The sequence below is a fragment of the Myxococcus sp. MH1 genome (genome assembly GCF_059738865.1).
In genome coordinates, this window is the sequence record NZ_AP026947.1 from 9,122,557 (window position 1) to 9,144,999 (window position 22,443).

General features: G+C 71.3%; 20 protein-coding genes. 10 read left to right on the forward strand and 10 right to left on the reverse strand.

The features are described from left to right. Positions 1-73 precede the first annotated feature (73 nt). Both AC6JA9_RS36020 and AC6JA9_RS36025 read left to right on the forward strand, forming a co-directional pair. Complete coding sequence (locus tag AC6JA9_RS36020; protein ID WP_223747168.1) at positions 74-850, forward strand: DUF2270 domain-containing protein; 777 nt, start codon at positions 74-76, stop codon at positions 848-850. A gap of 133 nt (positions 851-983) precedes the next feature. Further along, a complete protein-coding gene (locus AC6JA9_RS36025) occupies positions 984-1,988 on the forward strand; it encodes an isocitrate dehydrogenase (NAD(+)) (protein WP_223747167.1) in 1,005 nt (334 codons plus the stop codon). Between the two features lie 111 nt (positions 1,989-2,099). Here AC6JA9_RS36025 and AC6JA9_RS36030 read toward each other — a convergent pair whose 3' ends face one another. The 3 genes from AC6JA9_RS36030 to AC6JA9_RS36040 are packed head-to-tail and all read right to left on the reverse strand — an operon-like array spanning position 2,100 to position 4,210. Continuing rightward, positions 2,100-2,486, reverse strand: coding sequence for a translation initiation factor (locus AC6JA9_RS36030; RefSeq protein ID WP_141332825.1), 387 nt, complete (start codon positions 2,484-2,486; stop codon positions 2,100-2,102). A gap of 12 nt (positions 2,487-2,498) precedes the next feature. Further along, on the reverse strand, positions 2,499-3,887 hold the full coding sequence (locus tag AC6JA9_RS36035; RefSeq protein ID WP_223782523.1) for a vitamin K epoxide reductase/DsbA family protein: 1,389 nt from the start codon (positions 3,885-3,887) through the stop codon (positions 2,499-2,501). Then, positions 3,884-4,210 carry a cupin domain-containing protein gene (locus AC6JA9_RS36040; RefSeq protein WP_223747165.1) on the reverse strand — a complete coding sequence of 109 codons (327 nt, stop codon included), beginning with the start codon at positions 4,208-4,210 and terminating at the stop codon, positions 3,884-3,886. The genes AC6JA9_RS36035 and AC6JA9_RS36040 overlap by 4 nt, the downstream gene beginning before the upstream one ends. Before the next feature lie 38 nt (positions 4,211-4,248). On the opposite strand from AC6JA9_RS36040, the gene ygfZ reads away from it, so the two are divergent. The 4 genes from ygfZ (at position 4,249) to AC6JA9_RS36060 (ending at position 7,898) form a co-directional block, all read left to right on the forward strand. Then, complete coding sequence (gene ygfZ / locus AC6JA9_RS36045) at positions 4,249-5,325, forward strand: CAF17-like 4Fe-4S cluster assembly/insertion protein YgfZ (RefSeq protein WP_223782524.1); 1,077 nt, start codon at positions 4,249-4,251, stop codon at positions 5,323-5,325. Between the two features lie 133 nt (positions 5,326-5,458). Further along, positions 5,459-6,952 (forward strand): fused MFS/spermidine synthase, encoded by a 1,494-nt coding sequence (locus AC6JA9_RS36050; RefSeq protein ID WP_497958500.1) that lies wholly within the window; start codon positions 5,459-5,461, stop codon positions 6,950-6,952. Further along, positions 6,949-7,428, forward strand: coding sequence for a hypothetical protein (locus tag AC6JA9_RS36055; RefSeq protein WP_223782526.1), 480 nt, complete (start codon positions 6,949-6,951; stop codon positions 7,426-7,428). The genes AC6JA9_RS36050 and AC6JA9_RS36055 overlap by 4 nt, the downstream gene beginning before the upstream one ends. Further along, the gene (locus AC6JA9_RS36060) at positions 7,425-7,898 is read left to right on the forward strand and encodes a hypothetical protein (RefSeq protein WP_497958501.1); all 474 of its coding nucleotides are present in this window, start codon (positions 7,425-7,427) and stop codon (positions 7,896-7,898) included. Before AC6JA9_RS36055 ends, AC6JA9_RS36060 begins: the two co-directional genes overlap by 4 nt. Here AC6JA9_RS36060 and chrA read toward each other — a convergent pair. Beyond that, positions 7,885-9,075: a chromate efflux transporter gene (chrA, locus tag AC6JA9_RS36065; RefSeq protein WP_497958502.1), complete on the reverse strand. Its 1,191-nt coding sequence runs from the start codon at positions 9,073-9,075 to the stop codon at positions 7,885-7,887. The genes AC6JA9_RS36060 and chrA overlap by 14 nt on opposite strands. A gap of 117 nt (positions 9,076-9,192) precedes the next feature. On the opposite strand from chrA, the gene AC6JA9_RS36070 reads away from it, so the two are divergent. Continuing rightward, positions 9,193-9,609: an OsmC family protein gene (locus tag AC6JA9_RS36070; RefSeq protein ID WP_426745025.1), complete on the forward strand. Its 417-nt coding sequence runs from the start codon at positions 9,193-9,195 to the stop codon at positions 9,607-9,609. Positions 9,610-9,655: 46 nt separating this feature from the next. Here the strand turns inward: AC6JA9_RS36070 and maiA are convergent, their stop codons facing one another. The 3 genes from maiA to AC6JA9_RS36085 form a co-directional block, all read right to left on the reverse strand. Then, a complete protein-coding gene (gene maiA, locus AC6JA9_RS36075; protein WP_497958503.1) occupies positions 9,656-10,315 on the reverse strand; it encodes a maleylacetoacetate isomerase in 660 nt (219 codons plus the stop codon). Beyond that, positions 10,312-11,292 (reverse strand): fumarylacetoacetate hydrolase family protein, encoded by a 981-nt coding sequence (locus AC6JA9_RS36080; protein ID WP_074953112.1) that lies wholly within the window; start codon positions 11,290-11,292, stop codon positions 10,312-10,314. The genes maiA and AC6JA9_RS36080 overlap by 4 nt, the downstream gene beginning before the upstream one ends. A gap of 120 nt (positions 11,293-11,412) precedes the next feature. After that, positions 11,413-12,000, reverse strand: coding sequence for a hypothetical protein (locus AC6JA9_RS36085; RefSeq protein ID WP_141326173.1), 588 nt, complete (start codon positions 11,998-12,000; stop codon positions 11,413-11,415). 353 nt (positions 12,001-12,353) lie between these two features. Between AC6JA9_RS36085 and AC6JA9_RS36090 the strand changes: the two genes are divergently transcribed. Further along, a complete protein-coding gene (locus AC6JA9_RS36090) occupies positions 12,354-17,303 on the forward strand; it encodes a protein kinase domain-containing protein (RefSeq protein WP_497958504.1) in 4,950 nt (1,649 codons plus the stop codon). A gap of 5 nt (positions 17,304-17,308) precedes the next feature. Here AC6JA9_RS36090 and AC6JA9_RS36095 read toward each other — a convergent pair whose 3' ends face one another. After that, positions 17,309-18,337: a class I SAM-dependent methyltransferase gene (locus AC6JA9_RS36095; protein ID WP_497958505.1), complete on the reverse strand. Its 1,029-nt coding sequence runs from the start codon at positions 18,335-18,337 to the stop codon at positions 17,309-17,311. Between the two features lie 176 nt (positions 18,338-18,513). On the opposite strand from AC6JA9_RS36095, the gene AC6JA9_RS36100 reads away from it, so the two are divergent. After that, the gene (locus tag AC6JA9_RS36100; RefSeq protein WP_497958506.1) at positions 18,514-20,475 is read left to right on the forward strand and encodes a S9 family peptidase; all 1,962 of its coding nucleotides are present in this window, start codon (positions 18,514-18,516) and stop codon (positions 20,473-20,475) included. On the opposite strand, the gene AC6JA9_RS36105 is transcribed toward AC6JA9_RS36100, so the two are convergent. Together AC6JA9_RS36105 and AC6JA9_RS36110 are read right to left on the reverse strand one after the other, a co-directional pair. Next, positions 20,444-21,439 (reverse strand): serine/threonine-protein kinase, encoded by a 996-nt coding sequence (locus AC6JA9_RS36105; protein ID WP_223782534.1) that lies wholly within the window; start codon positions 21,437-21,439, stop codon positions 20,444-20,446. The genes AC6JA9_RS36100 and AC6JA9_RS36105 overlap by 32 nt on opposite strands. A 25-nt stretch (positions 21,440-21,464) precedes the next feature. After that, positions 21,465-21,818: a hypothetical protein gene (locus AC6JA9_RS36110; RefSeq protein ID WP_141326168.1), complete on the reverse strand. Its 354-nt coding sequence runs from the start codon at positions 21,816-21,818 to the stop codon at positions 21,465-21,467. Between the two features lie 217 nt (positions 21,819-22,035). Between AC6JA9_RS36110 and AC6JA9_RS36115 the strand changes: the two genes are divergently transcribed. Further along, a complete protein-coding gene (locus AC6JA9_RS36115; protein WP_046716184.1) occupies positions 22,036-22,413 on the forward strand; it encodes a SpoIIAA family protein in 378 nt (125 codons plus the stop codon). Positions 22,414-22,443: the final 30 nt, after the last annotated feature.

Sequence of the window (22,443 nt, forward strand, 5' to 3'; positions counted from 1 at the left end):
CGCGCGGATCGCCCCCTGGCGTCCGGGCGAGCCGTTGCACCCGCTGGCGCGTCAGCCCACCTTCCAGGAACGGATGCCCCTCAACGAGCCCATCAAGAACGACCTCCTGGAGTCGCCATGGCTGTCGCAGCAGGCCATGGCGCAGCTCTTCCGGGGCGAGCTGAGCCGCTCCGACACCTGGCGCACGCGCCTGGACACCACCACCAACTGGGCGCTGACGACGACGGCCGCCGTCATCTCGCTCGGCTTCGCCACGCCGCAGAGCTCCCACGTTACCTTCCTCGTCGGCATCTGGATGGTGGTGTCCTTCCTGCTCGTCGAGGCGCGCCGCTACCGCTACTACGACCTGTGGAACCGGCGGGTGCGCCTGTTGGAGGACGGCTGGTGGGCCCCCATGTTGCGCCGCGAGCCGGTGGACCCGGACGCCCTGCGCGAGCTGGCGGTGGAGATGTCCCGGCCGCAAATCCAGCTGTCGCTGATGTCGGCCATCTCCACGCGGCTCAACCGCACCTACGGGCCCATCCTGCTGGTCCTGCTCATGACCTGGTTCTTCAAGGTCTACAGCCACCCGAAGCCGCCCGAGGACTTCGGCGAGTTCGTCGCCCGGGCCCACGTGGCGTGGATACCCGGGTTCCTGGTCATGGCGGTGCTGGCGCTCATCACCATCGGCGCCGCCTACCTGTTCATCTCCTCGTTCTTCATCCGGGCGCCCCTGGGCGAGCTGCGCACCCGGCCCCGGGGACGACGCGCCGCGCTGTGGGAGTCCTTCTACCGGCCCTACGCCATCCGCCGCCGGCACCGGCCGACCCGCAGGGCCCCCCGTCGCCCGGACGCGGCGTCCGAGCACTGAGGCCCCGGCCCTCGCTCGCAGGCCGGGTGGCCCCGAAGGGTTCGGCATGCTCATGGCCCCCATGTGCCGACCTGTCCGGCTGGAAGTTTTCGTTCTTCCGGGAGCGGGGGATTTGTGCTGTGAATCCGCACCCATGGCGAACACGCGCACTGTTACGGTCCTCAATGGCGACGGCATCGGCCCCGAGGTGATGGCGGCCACCATTCGCGTCCTCGAGGCGCTCAAGGTTCCCCTCGAGTTCGAGTACAAGGACGCGGGCACGGAGGTGGTGGCGAAGTACGGCACCAACCTGCCCCACGAGTCGGTGGAGGCGGTGCTGCGCAGCGGCGTGGCGCTCAAGGGCCCCACGGGCACGGTGGTGGGCGGCGGACTTCCCTCCGCGAACGTCGGCCTGCGCAAGCGCCTGGACCTGTACTCGTCGCTGCGGCCCGTCAAGAGCGTGCCGAACGTGAAGACGCGCTACGAGAACGTGGACCTGGTGGTGGTGCGCGAGAACACGGAGAGCCTCTACTCGGGCCTGGAGCACATCATCGTCCCGGGCGTCGTCGAGGCGCTGAAGATCATCACCGAGAAGGCCTCCACGCGCATCGCGAAGTTCGCGTTCGAGTACGCGCGCAAGCACGGCCGCAAGAAGGTGACGGCCGTCCACAAGGCCAACATCATGAAGCTGTCGGACGGCCTGTTCCTGGACTGCTGCCGCAAGGTGGGCCGTGAGTTCCCGGAGATCCACTACGAGGAAGTCATCATCGACAACCTCTGCATGCAGTTGGTGAAGGACCCGACGCGCTTCGACGTGATGGTGCTGGAGAACCTGTACGGCGACATCGTGAGCGACCTGTGCGCGGGTCTGGTGGGCGGCCTGGGCGTGGTGCCCGGCGCGAACATCGGCGAGCGCACGGCGGTCTTCGAGGCGGTGCACGGCACGGCCCCGGACATCGCGGGCAAGGGCATCGCGAACCCCACGGCGCTGATGATGTCCGCCGTGATGATGCTGGACTACCTGGACATGCGCGACGAGGCCCGCCGGATGGAGAACGCCATCCACAAGGTCTACACCGAGGCCAAGGTCCGCACGGGTGATTTGGGCGGCGGCGCCACCACGCGCGAGTTCACCGACGCCATCATCGCCGCGCTGTAGTCGTCACGAAGCCGTGGCACCCCGAGCCCGGGCCGCCTGTCGAAGGCGCCCGGGCTTTTTCGTGGCCAGGGGACGACGTCCACCGAGCCGCGAAGCGAAGGGCCCGCCTCGTCAGCCCACCGTCACCTTGCGCACGCCGCGCGCCTCAAGCAGCGCGGGGAGCCGCTCGCGCTGGTCGCCCTGGAGCACCAGCGTGTCGTCCTCCACCACGCCGCCGCAGCCCAGCGAGTTCTTCAGCGCCTTGAGCCACACCTCGCGCTGGGGCGCGGGCAGCTCCAGGTGCTCCACCACGGTGACCTCCTTCCCACCGCGGCCCTTGCGCTCCATGCGCACCACCGCGCGCGCCGGGCCCTTCGGCTCGGACTTGCTCGGGGGCGCGGCCACGGGCGCCACCGTCCCCACCGGCAGCTCCTCCCGCTTCGCCGCCAGCGCGGCGAAGGGGTTGTGGAACGGAGCCGGGGGCGCGGCGGGCGCGTCCTTCTTGTCACGCTTGCCCATGGCGTCCGGGACTCAGTGGTTGTGGCCCGCGTGGTCGTCCATCGGCATGGCGCGCGGCGGCGGCAGCACGTCGAACGCGGGCGCGCTCGGGTTGCCCTCCGCCATCACCAGCGCGTACAGGAACGGCGCCGACGGCATCGCCTGACGGCCGTTCACCACCACCAGCGGCGTGCCGGTGAAGTGGTAGCGCAGCGCGTACGACGTGTCCTCCTGCAGCTTCGCCGCCGTGTCCGCGCTCGCCAGGCACGACTCCAGCTGAGAGCGGGACATCGAACCGGACGAGGCGATCTCCATCACCCGCTCCGTGTCCAGCATCGCCTGCGCCGCGAAGAGCTTCTCGCGCAGCTCCCAGAAGTCCGACGCGCCCTCCAGGCAGATCTGCGCCTTCGCCGCCACGCACCGAACCGTGGGGGCGTCCGGCCCGCGCCGCTGCATCGCCGGGTTGCACGCGCCGTCCAGCGGGAACTGCCGCGCCTCCAGGGACAGCTTGCCCTCCGGCACGCGCTTCTTGAGCACCGCCAGCTCCTCCACCAACGACTTGCAGTGGGGGCACTTGCTGTCGGTCCACTCGACGATCTTCACCGGCGCGGTGGCCGGGCCATACAGGCGCCGCGCCGGCGCCGCGGCGGGCTTCGGCGTGTCCCGGCGGTACATCGCCAGCGCGTTGGAGATGAACTGCTGCTGGTCCATCGGCAGCCCCTTCAGGTACGCCTCCAGCGACGCGGGCGAGCTGTTCGCGCTCGCCGCCCCCGTCGTGGCGTTCACCGACGCCTCCGTGGGCGCGGGAGGCAACAGCGCCCCCGCCTTGGGCGCGGGCGTCGACAGCGAGCGACCCGGCAGGGCCACCGCCACGAACACCAGCACCGTGGCGCCCACCGTCCAGCCCAGCGCCGGGCCCCACTCGCCCGCCACGCTCGGCAGGCCCTTGAAGGCCACGCCCGCGATGAGCGCCACCAGCGCGTACGTGCCCAGGCACGTGGGGCACACCACGCCCGTCTGGTAGCTGGCGAAGGCGAACACGAACACCGACGCCACGCCCGCCAGCGCCGTCAGCTTCAGCCCCTGCGACGCCGGGGCCACCGACTTGCCCGAGCGCTCGCGCGCCAGGAACACCGCCGACAGCGCCACCACCGTCAGCCCCCACACCAGCCCCAGGCCGGCGACGGGGATGCCGAACAGCTCATGCAACCGGGTGGCGAAAGGCGAGTTCCACACCGTCTCGCAGTTCACCGTGTCGGACACGCCGCACACGGTGGCGCCGCCGGCGCGCAGCGTGAGCAGCTGGCTCCACTGGAAGATGGACAGGGCACTCGCGGCCACGCCCAGCACCAGCAGCGCCACGGCGGCCTTGGAGGGCGCGGGGGTGGCGGGGGCCTTGGGGGAGGAGGACTTCGAACTCATGCATGCTCCGGGGGCGGGGTCATCAGGACGAGCAGTCGGGCGGGAGCGGGGCCTTCGTTGGTGACCCCATGCTCGGCGCCCGCGGGGGCGAACACGGCCGCGCCCACGGTGTGGACCTCCTCCTCGGCACCCACGCGGAAGCGGCAGGTGCCCTCGAGGACGACGTAGACCTTGTCGGAGGTCACATGGTGGTGCGGCTTCTGGGCCTGCCCGGGCGCCAGGCAGTAGACATCCAGGAAGAAGCGCTCGGATTGAAAGACGTTGTGCTTCCGGAGCTTCTCCGGGGAGAAGTCCTGGAAGGACGACAGGTGCTTCACATCCATCGTGGCATTCGCTCCTTCGCCTCTATATAGCGACGGACATGGAACCGCTGTCGCTGCATTTTCTTCACGAAGAAGCGCGGGGCCGCTTCATCGAGGTCGGCGGCCGGGAGGTCGTGGCCGACTACGGGAACGCCGAGGACGCCTACCAGGCCGCCCGTGAGGCCGTGGCCCTGCACGATGCCTCCTATCGTGAGGTCCTCCGAATCACCGGGGAGGACCGGGTCACCTTCCTACATGGAATGGTGACACAGGAGGTGAACAACCTCCCCGTCGGGACCGCAGCCTACGCCGCCCTGGTGAACGTGAAGGGGGCCATGGTGGCGGACGCCCGCATCCTCAAGCGGGAGGCGGACCTGCTCGTGGACGTGGAGCCCGGCACCGGCGCCAAGGTCCGGGAGTTCCTGGAGAAATACCTCATCTCCGAGGACGCCGAGCTGCATGAGGCCACGGCCGACCACGGGCTCTTGCGGCTGCTCGGGCCCCGGACGGGCGCGCTCCTCACGGCCGTACTGGGCACCGACTTCGCCCCCCTGCCCCACCACGCCACCCGCCCGGGGACGCTGGCCGGGCAGGACGTCCTGCTGGTGGGCAACACCCGGCTGGAGCCGCACGGGGTGGACGTGTGGGTGCCACGCGCGGGCCTGGAGGCGGTGTGGCGGGCCTTGAGCCAGGCGGGCGCCGACCTGGGCCTCAAGCCCCTGGGCTTCGAGACGCTGGAGCTCTTGAGGGTGGAGGCCGGGGTGCCCCGTTACGGGCAGGACATGGTGGACACCACCATCCCCCTGGAGGCGGACCTGGGCCCGTCCGCCATCTCCTACAACAAGGGGTGCTACATCGGGCAGGAGGTCATCGCCCGGGCCACCTTCCGCGGGCACATGAACCGCAAGCTGACGGGGCTCTTGCTGGGCGACGTGGAGGCGGCGCCGGGCACGGAGCTGCGCCGCGGTGAGAAGAAGGTGGGCTGGCTCACCAGCGTGGTGCGCTCGCCCGCGCAGGGTGGGCAGCGGGTGGCCCTGGGGTACGTGCACCGCGACTCGCTGGAGCCCGGCACCGAGCTGACCCTGGCTCAGGGCCCCGCGACGGTGAAGGTGGCCGCCCTGCCCTTCAAGGGGTGAGCACGACAATCCTGTCAGTCGGGCCACGGCTCGCTGACGGGGGTGTCGCGGGCCTCGCGGTGTGTCTGCCCGTGGGGCCCGGACTTACGGGCTGTTGAATATGGAACGGGGCTTGCTGTTGGCGCCCCCGCCCATGAAGCCCTCCTCGCTGACCTGGTTGTCCTTCCTCTCTGGCGCCACGGTGATGGCGTCGGAGATGGCGGCCTCGCGACTGGTGGCGCCCTACTTCGGGAGCAGCACCCCGGTGTGGGCGGCGCTCATCTCCCTGGTGCTGGGCGGGCTGGCGCTGGGGGCGCACCTGGGGGGCAGGGTGGCGGACCGGGCCGCGAGGCTGGAGCCGCTCCGGGTGGCGCTCGGCGTGGCGGCGCTGATGCTCACGGCGCTGCCCTTCCTCGCGAGGGTGCTGCTGCCGGGGGCCACGACGGCGGTGATGACGGGCAGGCCGCTGGAGGCCATGGGGCGGGTGGCGCTGGTGGTGCTGGTGGCGATTCCCCCGCTGCTCGCGCTGGGCGCGGTGGGGCCGTTCCTGGTGCGCGTGGGGTTGGGGGGCGTGACGTCGGCGGGGGCGCACGCGGGGAGGCTGTCGTCGGCGTCCACGCTGGGGAGCATCGTCGGGACGCTGCTGGCGGCCTTCGTGGTGCTGCCGTGGCTGGGGACGGCGCGGGCCATGGCGTGCTTCGCGGGGATGCTCGGGCTGACGGCGACGTGGGGGCTGGGGTGGCGGTGGCGCGCGCTGGCGGTGGGGGTGCCCGCGGCGGCGCTGGTGCTGGGGGCGCACGCGCTGCCCCGACATCCGCAGGCGCTCGAGGTGGCCGAGTCGCCGCACGCCTTCCTCCAGGTGCTGGAGTCCCCGAGCGGCACGCGCAGCCTGGTCTTCGACGAGGGCTTCGCGGTGCAGAGCACGTGGGTGCCAGGCCAGCCGGTGCGCGACGAGGTGTTCGCGCACTACCTGCTGACGCCGGCGATGGCGCGCGAGGAGCCTCGGACGCCGCGCGTGCTGGTGTTGGGGCTGGGCGCGGGCACGAGCGCGCGCGGGCTGCGGGAGACGTATCCGGGGGCCTACGTGGTGGGCGTGGAGCTGGACGCGATGGTGGTGAAGCTGGCGCGTCAGCACTTCGGCCTGGGGACGGAGGTGGAGGTGCACATCGCGGACGCGCGCACGTTCCTGCGCCGGGACACGCGGCGCTACGACGCCATCATCGTGGACGCGTTCCGCTTCCCGTACGTGCCCTTCCACCTGACGACGCGCGAGTTCGCTCAAGAAGTGGCCGCGCACCTGGAGCCGGGCGGCGTGGCCTGCTTCAACGTGGGCCGCTTCCGCGATGAGCGCGCGGTGGTGCGCGCGGTGGGTGGGACGCTGGCGACGGTGTTCCCGCAGGTGCTCGCGGCGGATGCGCGCAACCACAGCAACACGCTGTTGTTCGCGGGCCCGGAGGGCATGGGGGAGCGGTTGAGCTCGCGGACATCCTCGCTGCCGCTGTCGCTGCGGCCCCTGGCGACGCGCGTGGTGGGGGAGCTGCAGCCGGTGGCCTCGGCGCAGCCGCTCACGGATGACCGCGCGCCGGTGGAGATGCTGACCGACGCCATCCTCCTCAAGGCGCTGATGGGCTCGGAGGCGCTGCGGTGAGCTGGCGCGCGTGGGGGACGAAGCCCCTGCCGTCGATGTCGGAGTTCCTCGCGCCCATGCCGCTGGCCGCCGTGGTGCTGATGGCGGTGAACGACCGCGTCCTCAAGCCGACCTTCCACAACACGCTCACCGGGAAGTTGTCGGACGTGGCCATCTGCTTCTTCCTGCCGCTCTATGTGTCCGCGCTGCTGGTGCTCGTCACGCGCTGGAGTCTGCGCGTGAGGCTGGGCGTGGGCGCGCTGGTGACGACGGGGCTGTTCACCGCGCTCAAGGTGTCCCAGCCGTTCGCGGACTTGTTCTGTAAGTGGCTGCGTCCCATCGGCGCGCCGTTGGGGCTCAGTGGCTTCCGCGCGGTGGCGGATGTCTCGGACCTGCTCACCCTGCCCTTCGTCGTCCTCGCCGTGCTGTACGGCCGCGCCTCGCTGCTGTCCCAGGCGCGGGCCGTGCCCCTCTCATCCCCAGGAGTTCCATCATGATGCCGTTGCTGAGGAACCTCGCCTCCGTCGCCGTGCTCGCCGCCACCGGTGTCCTGCTCATCGCGGACTCCGCGCCCGACTGTGAGAAGGACGCGCAGGAGGTCACCTTCGACGTGACCGAGAACACCTGCGGCGGCAACGGCTCCTTCCAGTTGAGGGTCCCCGAGGATTCGTGCGACCTGACGGCCGTGGGAAACGAGCCCCTGGGCTTCCCCGAGTACGGTGGCGCCAGCGCCAAGGTGGATTTGAAGCGGGGTGACTGGTCGTTGCATGACCGGGCGCACACCCTCCACGTGGACGCGGATGGCGGCGTGGTGCGGCCCGACGCGGGTGGGACGGCGGTGGACGGCAACCGTCACTGCGAGGCGACGCGCGAGGCAGAGCACCTGAGGCTGACATGCATCGACCGGCGCTCAGACCTGTCCGGTGTCGAGGTCTTCCGCTGCGAGGCGAAGCTCACGCCCCGCTAGCACTTCGGACGAGCCACCCCACCGCGCCTCCGCCGAGCACCAGCCAGGCGGAGTTGACGCGGAAGCGGATGAGCAGCACGGCCGACACGACGGCGAGCCCCACGGTCCACACGTCGACCAGGGCCGCGCGGCCGAGCTGCCACGTCACCACGGCCATCAGCGCGAGGGACGCCACGTTGACGCCATCCAGGAAGGCCCCCGCCACCCAGGACTCGCGCAGTCGGGGCACCAGCGGGCCGCTGAGCGCGACGAAGACGAAGGCGGGCAGGAAGATGCCCACCGTGGCCACGGTGGCGCCCACGGGCCCGCCGAGCACGTAGCCGATGAACGTGGCCGTGGTGAACACGGGGCCGGGCGTCACCTGTCCCACCGCCACCGCGTCGAGCAACTGCGCCTCGGTCAGCCAGCCCAGCCGCTGCACCAGGTCCGAGCGCAGGAACGCCAGCAGCACATAGCCGCTGCCGTAGAGCACCGAGCCGACCTTCAGGAAGAAGAGGAACAGGCCCTGTTGCGTGAAGGGCACTGCCGCCGACGCGGCGCCCAGCGGGAGCACCGCGCTCCATGGTGCGACGAGCATTCCAGCCGAAGGCCCCGAGGCTCCTCCGCGACGTGTCGCCGCGCGCCAGCCGAACACGGCCAGTCCCGACAGCAGCAACAGGAGCAGCTCATCGACGCCGAGGAAGGCCGCGGTGGCGGCGGCGATTCCCACGACGGCCGCGAGTGGGCCCTTCACCACGGTGCGCGTGAGTCCCCACAGGGCCTGAGCGACCACGGCGATGATGACCGCCTTGACGCCGTAGAGCAGCGCGCCCACGTCCGGCAGCGCGCCGAAGCGTGCGTAGCCCCACGCGACGCCGAGAACGATGAGGAACGCGGGGAGGATGAAGCACGTGCCCGCGACCAGCAGGCCGGGCCAGCCGGCGCGACGGTGGCCGATGTGGATGGCCAGCTCGGTGGAGTTGGGGCCGGGGATGAGGTTGGCCGCGCCGAGCAGGTCCACGAACTCCTCGCGCGTGAGCCAGCGCCGACGGCGAACGACCTCGTCCTCCATCAGGGCGATGTGCGCGGCGGGGCCACCGAAGGCCGTGGTGCCCAGGCGAAGGAAGAGCAACGCCAGCTCGCGCAGCGCGGCGGCGCGGTCCGGCACGGAGGGGCTCTGGGGCTCCAGGGGTGACATCCACCGAGGACGCTACCCCCGGAAGAGGGAGGGTGGCTCGAAACATCCGTGTGGCTCGACGCATGTGGGACGGGTGGACGCTTGTCACCCGGGCCGCGCCCTGGATTCATGGCCCTCATGACCACCCATGACTCCACGCTGCTCGCGGCGGCCGTCGTCGAGAGCCAGGCCGGCTACACGCAGTCGATTCGCACCGGCAAGCACCACTTCCAGGCGGACGAGCCCGCGGCGCTGGGCGGCGCGGACCAGGGCCCCGCGCCCTACCAGTTGCTGGTGGGCTCACTGGGCGCGTGCACCGCCATCACGTTGAAGATGTACGCGTCGCGCAAGGGCTGGGAGCTGAGCCCCTTCACCGTGAAGCTCAAGCTGCTGCGCGAGAACGACGTGGAGCGCGTGGAGCGAGTGCTCTCGGTTGGCCCCGCCATCACCGAGGAGCAGAAGGCGCGCCTGCTCGAAATCGCCGCGAAGACGCCTGTGACGCTCACGCTCTCTCGCGCGCTGCGCATCGACACGACCTTCGCGCCGACACCCTGAATGCTCGGAGCGCCCCATCCATGGCGGGGCGCTCCTCGACCACGCCTCAGGCCGGCGCCGCGTCCGGCTGACGGTCCGGGTGCGCCGCATGGAAGGCGGGATGCTCCGCGCACGCGGCCTCGATGCGCAGCAGCGTCGGGTACGGCGACAAGTCCAACGCGAACCGGCGCGCGCCATACAGCTGCGGCACCAGGCACACGTCCGCCAGTGACACGGTGTCCCCCACGCAGAAGCGTCCCGCCGTGGGCTGCACCATCGTCTCCAGCGCCTCCAGGCCCCGGGCGTTCCAGTACGCGCCCCACGCCTTGTCGTCGCCCTTCAGCTCGCTCTTGATGCGCTGCAACACCGCCAGGTTCTGCAGCGGCTGCATGCCAGAGTTCACGTACTCCGCCATCATCCGCGTCCGCGCCCGCAGGTAGCTGTCCTCCGGGAACAGCGGCGGCGTGGGGAAGCGCTCCTGCAGCAACTCCACGATGGCGAGCGACTGCGACAACCTGCGCTCCGTGCCGTCCGCCTCCGTCCACTCCAGCGTGGGCACCGTGCGCATCGGATTGACCGCCCGGTACGCGTCCGAGTTCTGCTGCCCACCGTCCTTCAGCAGGTGCACCGCCACGTACTCGAACGGCAGGCCCTTGAGGTGCAACGTCAGGCGCACCCGCCACGACGCGGAGCTGCGCCAGTAGTTGTGCAGCCGAAGGCCCTTCATGGGACCTTCACCACCTTCTGCGAGATTCGCCCGAACACGCTCTGCCCGTCCTCACCCGACATCTCGATGTCGATGGTGTCCCCGGGCTTCATGAAGGGCGTCCTCGGCTTGCCCTCCTCGATCGTCTCGATCATCCGCTGCTCGGCCAGGCACGAGATGCCCCGCGCGCGGTCCGCGTTGGACACCGTGCCGCTGCCCAGGATGGTGCCCGCCGTGTAGCTGCGCGTCTTGCACAGGTGCTGGATGAGGTCGAAGAAGGAGAAGTGCATCTCCGGTCCCGCGTCCGTGTCGCCCACCTGCACGCCGTTGAGCACCGAGCGCATGCGCAGGTGCACCCGCCCCTCGCGCCACGCCGAGCCCAGCTCGTCCGGCGTCACCGCGAACGGACTGAACGCCGTGGCCGGCTTGCTCTGGAAGAAGCCGAAGCCCTTCGCCAGCTCCTCCGGGATGAGGTTGCGCAGCGAGACGTCGTTGGCCAGCATCAGCAGCTTCACGTGCTTGCCCGCGTCCTCCGCCTTCGTCCCCTGCGGCGTGTCGCCGAGGATGACGCAGACCTCGCTCTCGAAGTCCATGCCCCACGCCTCGTCCGCCAGCGGGATGTCCGCGGTGGGCGCCAGGAAGTCACCCGAGCCACCCTGGTACACCAGCGGGTCCGTCTTCAGCGTGGCCGGCGGCTCGGCGTTGCGCGCCTTGCGCACCAGGATGACGTGGTTGATGTACGCGCTGCCGTCAATCCACTCGTACGCGCGCGGCAGCGGCGCATGCAGCGCCTTCACGTCCAGCGGACGGCTCTGCACACTGTCCGTCTCCAGCTGCTGGGCGAGCGCGCGCAGCTGCGGCTCCTTCGTGTCCCAGTCATCCAGCGCCGCTTGCAGCGTCAGCGCCACGTTGGTGGCCAGCGCATAGGCCGAGTTGTCCCGCTTGACGACGATGAGCCGCCCGTCACGGGTTCCATCCTTGAGCGTCGCGAGCTTCAATCCCGGGCTCCCCGCGGCCCGGTGGATACAGCGGGGGCCGCCTCATGAGCCCGGCTTTTCCGCCGGGGCTCTCGGGGAGTCAAGCTTCGGGTGCAGCCCGCGAACGCTCTCGGCGGAAAACTACCAGCAGCTCGACCGCGCCGGCAGTCGCGCGAAGTAGTTGTTGCCCAGATTGCTGTCCCACTGGCCGCCGGCCGTCGCGGCCACGTGGATGTCCCACGCGTTCTGGTTGCCGTTCTGGTCGAAGGCATAGAAGAACAAGTCGTTCTCCACCGCCGAGGGCTGCTCGCACACCCAGACGCCCTCCTGGCCTCCGGCCGCGAAGTGCGCGTTGCACAGCGGCGTGTTCATGTACCGCATGCACTTGGTGCACGCGCGCGGCCCCGCGTTCAGGAAGACATAGGCGTCGTTGTTCGCGCCCGCGCTCGCGGCCAGCGTCTGCTGACGGCCGTTGAGGCTGACGTAGATGGAGATCTGATGGTCCGGGTACAGGCCCCGCAGGAAGCCCCGGTAGCTGACGGTGAGCGTGGCCAGCCGGCCGGGCAGCCGGCGCGTGTGGCGGATGACCTCGAAGGGCCCCGTCGTCACGGAGTCGTAGACGCTGCAGATGGGGTAGTCGGGCGGATAGTCAGAGGCGCGCGCGGAGGCGAAGGGGAGCAGCAGGGACAGCGCGAGCGCGGCCAGCAACGTCTGCGAGAACTTCGTCATGGAGCAGGTCCTCAGGGGGAGGGAAGGAGCGGCGACTTCACGCACCGGCGTAGCATGTGCCACCCACCTGCCGGAAGGTCGGCCCCCTGCCCCGTCGCCCGCCGGACGACGTGCGGGCACACCCGAGTCAGACGCGCCCGCCCCCCCGCTGTCCGAGCAGCCTGCCCGCATGGCCGAGAAGCAGGAGGGAAGCGGAGCGCGTGCGGCTGTTGAAGGCTGAGTCGGCGCACGGGAAGCGTGCTCCGGCCACTCCCTTGGCGGCGCCCGTCCGACACCCAACGTTGCCGGAAAGGACGGGACGCGCGGCCAACCACGGCGCCTTTGCGTCATGGAGTGGAGCGCGAGGGCACTGAATGGCTGAAGGCATCCAATCCGCCAGCGCCGTTCCAGGAGAGCCGCGGCCGGGCCGCCGACTGGGCCACCGGTTCGAGCTCGTCCAGCGTCTGAAGGTCGGTCGGGGAATCTCCACGTGGGCCGGTGTGGACGTGCGCACCGGGGAGCGCGTGGCCATCAAGGTGACCTCCACCACGGCGCTCGTCCCCGCCGCGCGTCACCGCATGGAGCACGAGGCCGCCACGCTCGCGCGGCTCGACAGCCCCTTCATCGTCTCCGTGCGCCACATCGGCACCTCGGAGGACTGGCTGTACCTGGTCACCCCCTGGCTGACGGGAGAGTCCCTGGAGGCGCGCCTGGAGCGCGGCGTGCTGAGCGTCCCCGAGGCGCTCGCGCTGGGCCGGGGCCTGCTGTCCGCGCTGGCCGAGGCCCACCACCACGGCGTGCTGCACCGCGACGTGAAGCCCGCCAACCTCATCGTGTCCGGCGAGCCGCTGTCGCGCGCCACCCTGATTGATTTCGGGCTCGCCCGCAGCGAGCGCCTGGATGCGTCCCTGCGCGACCTGCCGGTGGGCACCGCGCGCTACCTCTCCCCGGAGCAGGCGGGCCTGCTGCACCGCCCCGTGGAGGCCACCTCGGACCTGTACTCCACGGGCGTCGTCCTCTTCGAGTCGCTGGCCGGGGTCCCCGTCTTCACGGGCGACTCGGTGGGCGAGGTCCTCCGGCAGCACCTGTCCGCGCGGCCCCGGCTGCGCGCGGTGGGCGTGGACGCGCCGCGCGCCTTGGAGGAGCTGGTCTCGCGCCTGCTGCAGACGGACCCCTCGGACCGCTACCAGTCGGCCGCCTCCGCGCTGGCGGACCTGCTGGAGCTGGAGGACGCGCTCTCCCAGGGCCACGCGGAGCCGGAGCTCATCATCGGCGCGAGGGACGCCCGGCGCAGCCTCACCGAGCCCTCCTTCGTCGGCCGCCACGAGGAGGTCGCCACGCTGGAGCGCGAGCTCGAGCACACGCTGACGGACCCGGGGCGACTGGTGGTGGTGGAGGCCGAGTCCGGCGGCGGCAAGAGCCGGCTGCTCGAGGAGCTCTCCGCCCGCGCTCCAAGACACCACGCGTGGGTGCTGCAAGGACAGGCGCAGGACCAGGCGGCGCGGCGGCCCTTCCAGCTGTTCACCGGCGTGGCCTCGGCCATCACCCAGGCGCTCGCGGCGCGGCCCGCGCTGGCCGAGGCGCTGCGGGGGCGGCTCGTCGGACAGGAGGCGGGGCTGTGCATGGTGCTGCCGCAGTTGGAGCCGCTCCTGTGTCCCGCGCCGCACGCCTCCGCGCGGGCGCTGGGGCCCGAGTCCCTGGGTGAGAGCCGTGGCATCCAGGCACTCACCGCGCTGCTCGGCGCGCTGGGCACGCGGGACGAACCCGCCGTGGTGGTGCTCGACGACTGTCAGTGGGCGGATGAGCTGACCCTGCGGGCCCTGGAGGGTTGGTCCCAGGCGAGGCGACAGGGACAGGGACGGGTGCTCGTCATCGTCGCCTTCCGTGGCGAGGACATCGGCCCCACGCACGTGCTGCGCAAGCTGGCGCCCACGGTGCACCTGCGCTTGTCCGCGCTGGGCGCGGCGGAGGTGACGCGCCTGACGGAGTCCATGGCGGGCACGCTGCCCCGCGAGGCCACGGAGCTGGTGACGCGGCTGTCCGAGGGCAACCCCTTCATGGCGAGCGCGGTGCTGCACGGGCTGGTGGAGGACGGCGTGCTGGTGCCGGGGCCCTCCGGCTGGAGCGTGGAGCCGGCGGCGATGGCGCACGCGCGCTCGTCCCGACAGGCCGCGGGGTTCCTGGTGCGGCGTCTGCGTCTGTTGCCCCTGGCCTCGCGGCGCCTCTTGTCGGTGGGCGCGGTGCTGGGCAAGTCCTTCGAGCTGTCGCGCCTGGAGGCGCTGTCGGGCGTGTCCCGCGAGGACCTGAGCGCCGCGCTGGAGGAGCCGCGTCGCCGTCACATGCTGTGGGAGGAGGGCACGCGCTACACCTTCGTGCACGACAAGCTGCGCGAGGTGCTGCTGGACATGCTGACGCCGCAGCGACGGCGGGAGCTGCACCGGCAGGCGGCGCGCTCGGCGGCGGCCCAGCCGACGAAGGACTCGTTCGAGCTGGCCTACCACTTCGACGCCGCGGGTGAGTACACACAGGCGCTGCCCCACGCGCTCGTCGCGGCGGAGCTGGCGCGCGGGCGGTTCGCGCTGGAGTCCGCGGAGCTCAACTACCGCATCGCCGAGCGCGGCGCGGCGGGCGCGGACGCGGGCACCCGCTTCCGCGTGGCGGCGGGCCTGGGCAACGTCCTCATGCTGCGCGGCCGCTACGAGGAGTCCCGTCAGCAGTTGGAGCGCGCGCAGTCGCTGGCGCGGGAGAAGCAGGAGCAGGCGCGCATCCTCGGCCAGCTGGGTGAGCTCGCCTTCAAGCGCGGCGACTTCGGCGAGGCCACGGTCGCGCTGGAGCAGGGCCTGAAGCTGATGGGACGCTGGGTGCCGCCCCGGGGCGTGCTCACCGGCGCGAGCGCGGCGTGGGAGATCCTCGCGCAGGCCGCGCACACGGCGGCGCCGCGCTGGTTCCTCGCGCGGCGTCCCATCGAGGGCGGCACCGAGGACCTCCAGGCCGTGCGGCTCTACAGCCGGCTCGCGTACGGCTACTGGTACCGACGTGGCCGCGCGGCGGTGCTGTGGGCGCACCTGAGGGACCTGAACCTCGCGGAGCGCTATCCGCCCACGCCCGAGCTGGCGCAGGCGTACTCGGAGCACTCGCCCGCGCTGACCACCCTGCCCTGGTTCGAGCGGGCCTACGCGTACGCGGAGAAGTCGCTGACCCTGCGCCAGGAGCAGAACGACGTCTGGGGCCAGGGCCAGACGCTGCACTTCTACGGGCTCGCCTGCTACGCGTCCTCGCGCTTCGAGGACTGCATCGAGAAGTGCACCCAGGCCATCCGGCTGCTCGAGCGCACCGGAGACCCGTGGGAGGTGAACAACGCCACGTTCCAGGTGGCCATGGCCCTCTACCGCCTGGGCCGGCTGCGCGAGTCGCTGGAGACGAGCCAGCGGCTGCACGCGGCCGCGCTCGCGCTGGGGGACCGCTACTCGGTGCGGCTGGGCCTGGAGGCCTGGGCGAAGGCGTCCGACGGGAGGCTGCCGGGCGCGCTGCTGGAAGGAGAGCTGACCAACCCGGACCAGCCGGACCCGCAGAGCTTCGCGGGCGTGCTCCAGGCGGACGCCCTCCACCGGATGCGCCAGGGCGACGCGGCGGGCGCGGTGGCGGTGCTGGAGCGCGCCGCGCGGCTCGTCGACGAGGCCCACCTGCGTCAGGAGTACGTGGCCCCCATCACCCCGCTGCTCGCCACCGCGCTGCGCCAGCTCGCGGAGGCCACCTCACCCCTGGCCGCCGGAAGGCGCCGCGCCCTGCTGGAGCGCGCCGAGAAGACGGCGAAGGCCGCGCATGCCCTGGCGCGCACCTACCGCAACAACCTCCCCCACGCCCTGCGGGAGCGGGCCCTGGTCGCCGCGCTGCGGGGCCAGGAGCGCCGGGCCCGTCAATGGCTCGAGCAGTCCCTCCAGGCCGCGCGCGACCTGAAGATGCGCCACGAGCACGCCCGGAGCCTGAAGGCGCGAGGAGAGCTGGGGCGCGCCCTCGGCTGGCCCGACGCGGAGGCGGACCTGTCCGTGGCCACGCGCGAGCTGGCGGAGATGGAGGAGCGCCTCTCGCCCGAGGTCGCGGAGCCGGGTGGCACCCGCGCGCTCTCGCTGGTGGACCGCTTCCCGCGCGTGCTGGAGGCGGGGAGGCGGCTTGCTTCGGCCCTGTCGCGCGAGGCGGTGTTCGAGGCCGTGCGCCAGTCCATGCTGGAGCTGCTGCGCGCCGAGCACTGCGCCATCGTGGACCCGCGCGTGCTCACCGAGGACGAGGACACCGAGGGCCCCAGCCGCACCGCCATCGCCCGCGCGATGGAGACGGGCCGCATCACCGTGATGGGCCAGGGCCTTCCGGGCGGGGCGAGCGAGAGCATGGAGCTCGCCGGGGTGCGCTCGCTCTTGTGCGCGCCGCTCCAGGTCCGGGGCAAGACGGTGGCCTGCGTCCTGGCCACGCACCGTCAGGTGGGCGCGCTGTTCGGCGAGGTGGAGGAGCGCCTGACGGAGTTCGTCACCGTGCTCGCGGGCACCGCCCTGGAGAACGCGGAGAACTTCGAGGCCGAGCAGGAGGCGGTGCGCCGCAGAGACGACTTCCTCTCCATCGCCGCCCACGAGCTGAAGACGCCGCTCACCTCGCTGCAGCTCCACATCCAGGGGCTCCAGGCCCAGGTCCGCGCCAGCGGAGACGCGGGGCTGTCCCCCCGCAAGCTCTCCACCAAGCTGGAGTCCGCCTCCGCCCAGACGCAGCGGTTGGGGCGGCTGGTGAACGACCTGCTGGACATCTCCCGGCTCGCCCAGGGGCAGCTGCACATCAAGCTCTCCGAGGTGGACCTGGTGGCGCTCGTCCAGGGGCAGCTGGAGCGCAGCCGCGAGGCGCTCGTGCGCGCGGAGTGCCCGGTGCGGCTCGACGCGCGCGTCCCCCGGCTCACCGGCTCCTGGGACGCGATGCGGCTGGAGCAGGTGGTGGGCAACCTCCTCTCCAACGCGATGAAGTACGGCGCCGGCAAGCCGATTGAAATCACCCTGGGCGAGGAGAAGGGCGGACAGGCGCTGCTGCGGGTGCGCGACTCCGGCATCGGCATCGCCGACGAGGACCGCGCGCGCATCTTCGGCCGCTTCGAGCGCGCGGTGTCGGTGCGCCACTACGGCGGCTTCGGGCTGGGCCTGTGGATTGTCCGCGAAATCGTCCAGGCCCTGGGCGGCGCCATCGCCGTGGAGAGCACGCCGGGCGAAGGCTCCACCTTCACCGTCACCCTGCCCCGCGCCGGGCCTGCCTCCTCACCGCAGGAGTCCCCGGGCCCTCCGGTGCACTGAGTTCGTCAGCGGCGCACGAGCTCCAGGTAGATGACGTTGTCCTGGCCGTCCCGGAACAGCCGCACGGAGTCGAGCCGCTCCAGCGGCACCTCGCCGAGGAAGCCGCGCAGCTCATCCTCCTCGCGGTACAGGAGCCACCAGTCCATGAAGGCCTCCATGTAGCCGGTCTCCGGCGGGAAGCGCGCGAAGTTGGCCACCAACAGCCGCCCCCGCGCGCGCAGCATGTTGAAGAGCAGCCCCGTCAGCCGCGTGGCGACGGAGTCGGACAGGTAGTCGTACAGGCCCGCAGAGTAGATGAAGTCCAGGTCCGCGAAGGACTCCTTGCCCGCGAGCAGCGCGCGCACCGAGCCGCAGTGCGGCTTCACCACGTCGAGCGGCTGGTGGTGGGAGATCTCCGCCAGGCTCAGCGCATCCTGGTCGAACGCGATGAGCTCCCGCACGCGCCGCTCCCGCACCGCCGCCGAGGCCTCCGCCTCGCGCAGGTGGCCACACGCCACGGAGAGGATGCGCGCCTCGCCCGGCACCCGCTCGGCCGTGGCGTCCAGCTCGCGCGCGAGCAGGTCCCGCCGCTCGCGCACGCTCACCGCGCTGGGCTGCTGGTGCATGTACCGATAGATTTCCCGGCCCGCGTGGAGCTCATCCGCGGCGTGGTCCAGGTAGAGGTAGTCGATGAGCGCCGCGTCGCCCGCGTACCCCCGGGGCCGCTCGAAGGCGCGGCGGGTGAAGGGACACTGGTGCAGGAACGAGCGCAGCGGGTGCTTGCGCGCGGTGTCCTGACAGAAGGCCTTCCAGTCCTCCGGGCTCCAGCGGCGCCGCAGCGTGAGCAGCCCCAGGTGCAGCGAGTGCATGTCCTGGTGCAGCACGTCATCGTCGGCCTCCAGCATCCGCGCGTGGATGCCGTCGAGCCACACGCGAGCCTCCGCGAGAGCCTCCTCGGCTGGACGCTCCGGGACGGGCAGGACGAGTTGGTTGCGCTCGCGGTGACGGACAGGCTCGAGCGCGCGTCGGACCAGGGGCCTCTGGGGGTCTTGCATCGTCCAACACAACCCCGGAGGGCCCCGGCTCCTCTTCCCGCGAAAAACCCTCGCCCGCTCGCTCCTTGAAGCGGGCTCGCGAGCGCATGCAATCCCGCCCGACGTCGTTCGTGTACAAGGCGGGACACCGGGCGGCGACGCCGCTTCCGGGTTCCACACCCCCACTGGAGTCCACCATGCCGTCCTGGTTCACCGTGTCGCGGGCCATGGCCCTCGCGACCCTCGTCCCCTCCCTCGCGCTGGCCAATCCCGCCGCGCCCAAGGCCGCCGCGTCCGGCAAGGCCAAGGTCGAGCGCGCGTCCACGCGCCCCTCGAAGCACTACACCATCGAGCAGTTCATGAAGACGACCCTGATTCGGGGCGCGTCCTTCTCCTCCGACGAGCAGCGGGTGCTGTACTCGTCGAACCAGACGGGCATCTACAACGTCTTCTCCGCGCCGGTGAAGGGCGGCAAGCCCACCCAGCTCACCCGCTCCACCACGGACAGCACCTTCGCGGTGAGCTACTTCCCGAAGGACGACCGCATCATCTTCACGCGCGACCAGGGCGGCAACGAGCAGCACCACCTCTACGTGCGCACGCCCGACGGGAAGGAGAAGGACCTCACCCCGGGCGACAAGCACCGCGCCGTCTTCTTCGGCTGGAGCCAGGACGAGGCGGGCTTCTACGTCCTCACCAACGAGCGCGACGAGCGCTTCATGGACCTGTACCGCTACGACGCGAAGACGTTCGAGCGCACGCGGCTGTACCAGAACGAGGACGGCCTGGACGTGGGCGCCGTGTCCGCGGACGAGCAGTGGCTCGCCCTGGAGAAGACCAACACCACGGCCGACAGCGACGTGTACCTGCTGAACCTCGCCACGAAGGAGCGCAAGCACATCAGCCAGCACCAGGGCACCGCCACCTGGAGCCCCGCCGAGTTCGACACCACCTCCACCGCGCTCTACCTCATCACCGACGAGGGCTCCGAGTTCACCCGCGTGGTGCGCTACGTGCTCGCCACCGGGAAGATGGAGGAGGTGGAGAAGACGGACTGGGACGTGATGTACACGTACTTCTCCCGCAACGGCGCGCTGCGCGTCACCGGCATCAACGCGGACGCCAGCACCGTCATCCGCGTGCAGGACACGAAGACGGGCAAGCAGCTGGAGCTGCCCAGGCTGCCCGAGGGTGACATCACCAGCGTGTCCATCGGCCGCGGTGAGAAGCGCCTGGCCTTCCACCACCGCGGGGACCGCTCGCCCAACAACCTCTACGTCTTCGACCTCACGACGAAGAAGGCCACGCGCCTGACGGACAACCTCACCACCGAAATCGACGCCAAGGACCTGGTCGACGCGGAGGTGGTGCGCTTCAAGTCGTTCGACGGGATGGTGATTCCCAACATCCTCTTCAAGCCGCACCAGGCCACCGCCCAGACGCGGGCGCCCGCGCTCATCTGGGTGCACGGCGGCCCCGGTGGCCAGTCCCGCAAGGGCTACAGCCCGATGATTCAGTACCTGGTCAACCACGGCTACGTGGTGCTGGCCATCAACAACCGGGGCAGCTCCGGCTATGGCAAGACGTTCTACACGGCGGATGACCAGAAGCACGGCAAGGAGCCGCTGCTCGACTGCGTGGAGGCGAAGAAGTACCTGGCCAGCCTGCCGTACGTGGACGGCGAGCGCGTGGGCATCATCGGCGGCAGCTACGGCGGCTACATGACGCTGGCCGCGCTGACGTACCACCCGGGCGTCTTCAACGTGGGCGTGGACATCTTCGGCGTGTCCAACTGGCTGCGCACCCTCAAGAGCATGCCCGCCCACTGGGAGTCACGGCGCCAGGCGCTCTACCAGGAGGTGGGCAACCCCGAGACGCAGGAGGCGATGCTGCGCGAAATCTCCCCCCTGTTCCACGCGGAGAAGATTCGCCAGCCGCTGCTCGTCATCCAGGGCGCCAACGACCCGCGCGTGCTGCAGGCGGAGTCGGACGAAATCGTCCAGGCGGTGCGCAAGAGCAAGGTCCCCGTCGAGTACGTGCTCTTCCCCGACGAGGGCCACGGCTTCACCAAGAAGAAGAACGAGGAGGAGGCCTACTCCCGCACCCGCGCGTTCCTCGACCAGTACCTCAAGAAGCCCGCCAACGGCCCCACCAACTAGGCCCCCGCGTCCGGTGCGCGTCCGAAGCCGCGCGCACCGGCGCCTGCTCGGGCTCCACCTCGCGCGACGCTGCGTCCCCGAGCGCCTCCAGCAGGGCCTCCATGGACGCGAAGCGCTGCTCGGGGCGCTTCTCCAGACACCGCCGCACCACCGCCTCCACCGCTTCCGGCACGGCCAGGTCGGGCCGCAGCTCCGAGAAGCGCGGAGGCATTTCCTTGTGGTGGGCGAAGACGAGTTCGAGCAGGTCATCCGACTCGAACGGCACCCGCCCCATCAGCATGTGGAAGAGCACCCCGCCCAGCGAGTAGATGTCCCCGCGCGCGTCCGCCACGTGCCGCGCCCGCTCCGGCGCCATGTACGCGGGCGCGCCGAGCCCCGCGTCGCCTTCGGTCAGCTCCCGCACCGACAGCCGGGCCGACTCCGACATCACGGGCCGCGTGCGCCCGAAGCCGCGCAGCTTCACGTGCGCCCCCGCCTCCTCCACCAGCACGACGTTGCCCGGGGACACGTCCCCGTGCACCACGCCCCGCTGGTGCGCCTGACGCAGGGAGCGCCCCAGCGCCCGGGCCCACGCCACCGCCCGCGCCCACGGCAGCGGCCCCGAGGCGAGCACCTCCTGCAGCGTGCGCCCCTCCAGCCACTCCGTGGCCACGAACAGCGTCCCGTCCTCCAGCCGCCCCGCGTCCAGCACGGTGACGGTGTGGGGATGGGCGAGCCTGGCCGCGGCGCGGGCCTCCTGGAAGAAGCGGCGCGGGGCCTCCAGGTCCTCGAAGGGCGCGCCCAGCACGCGCAGCGCCACGGTGCGCTCCAGCGGGAGCTGGAGGGCCCGGTACACCCGCTGCGTGCCCGGACCCTCCAGCGGCGCCACCACCTGGAAACGGCCCTGCAACACCTGCCCGACGAGCGGGTCCGCGCCCCAGGCCGTGGGGGTGCTGGGGCTTGCCTGTCGGTCGGTGCGCATCATGAGGGGCCTCGCTCTTCGACTTGCTTCAGGCCCGGAGCGGGTTCACCGCCGCCGGGCACTCCCAATACGTGTACTCACAGGTCTCCAGGCGCTCATCGCAGGGGACCTTCACCACCGTCATCAGCTCGCACGGGTGACGGGGTGCTTCCGTCTCCCGCGCGCCTATCGCCCGTGCGTCCTCGCTCCGGACGGCCTTGGGAGCCTCGGGCGGAGCCACCACGGCCCGGCGCTCCGTCCTGCCCTTGCCATGCGCCGACACCGGCGCCTGGGCTTCCCGTCGTGCCTCTCCGGCGGGCAAATCCCCCGGCGGACAGGCTCCCGGCAGCAGCCCCGGCACGGTGCCCAGCACCGCGCCCAGGACATACAGCTTCCTGTTCATGTAACCCCCTTGCCGGCTCGAACCGCCGGCCACGCCCTACGACGCAGGCCAGTACCGGTTCGGCGGCAGGGACGTCACTAGCCGGGGGGTCTGACATTCCCGGCGCTTCTGGACAGGGTGGCCTTTGCCACCCGTCTTCGGGGGCAGGTGAAGCGTCGGGTATCGGAGTGTCACCGGCTGAGGCTAGGATGGCACGCCTTCGGAGCCGTCACCGCCCATGCCATTCCAGATCACCGTTCACGCGCAGGACCGAATCCTCGAGGTCGTCTATCCCCCGCAGGTCACCTCGGCGGACCTCACCGAGTACCTCACGGAGGTGAAGAAGGCGATTGTCGGCTTCGCGGGGGAGTGGTCCGCGCTGGTGGACCAGTCCCAGCTGCGGGTGATGCCCACCGACGTGGTGGCCTCCATGGCGGCGCTCAACGCGTACGCGCAGTTGCACGGGATGAAGCGCTCGGCGCGGGTCGTCAGTGACGCCCCCTCCGGCCTGCAGGCGTGGCGGATGACGAAGCGGGCCATGCTCACCATCCCCACCCGCACGTTCGAGACGAAGCCGGAAGCCCTGGAGTGGCTGCGCAACCCCGAGGCGGACTGAAGCACCCCGCCCTGCGCGGCCCCGGCGTCT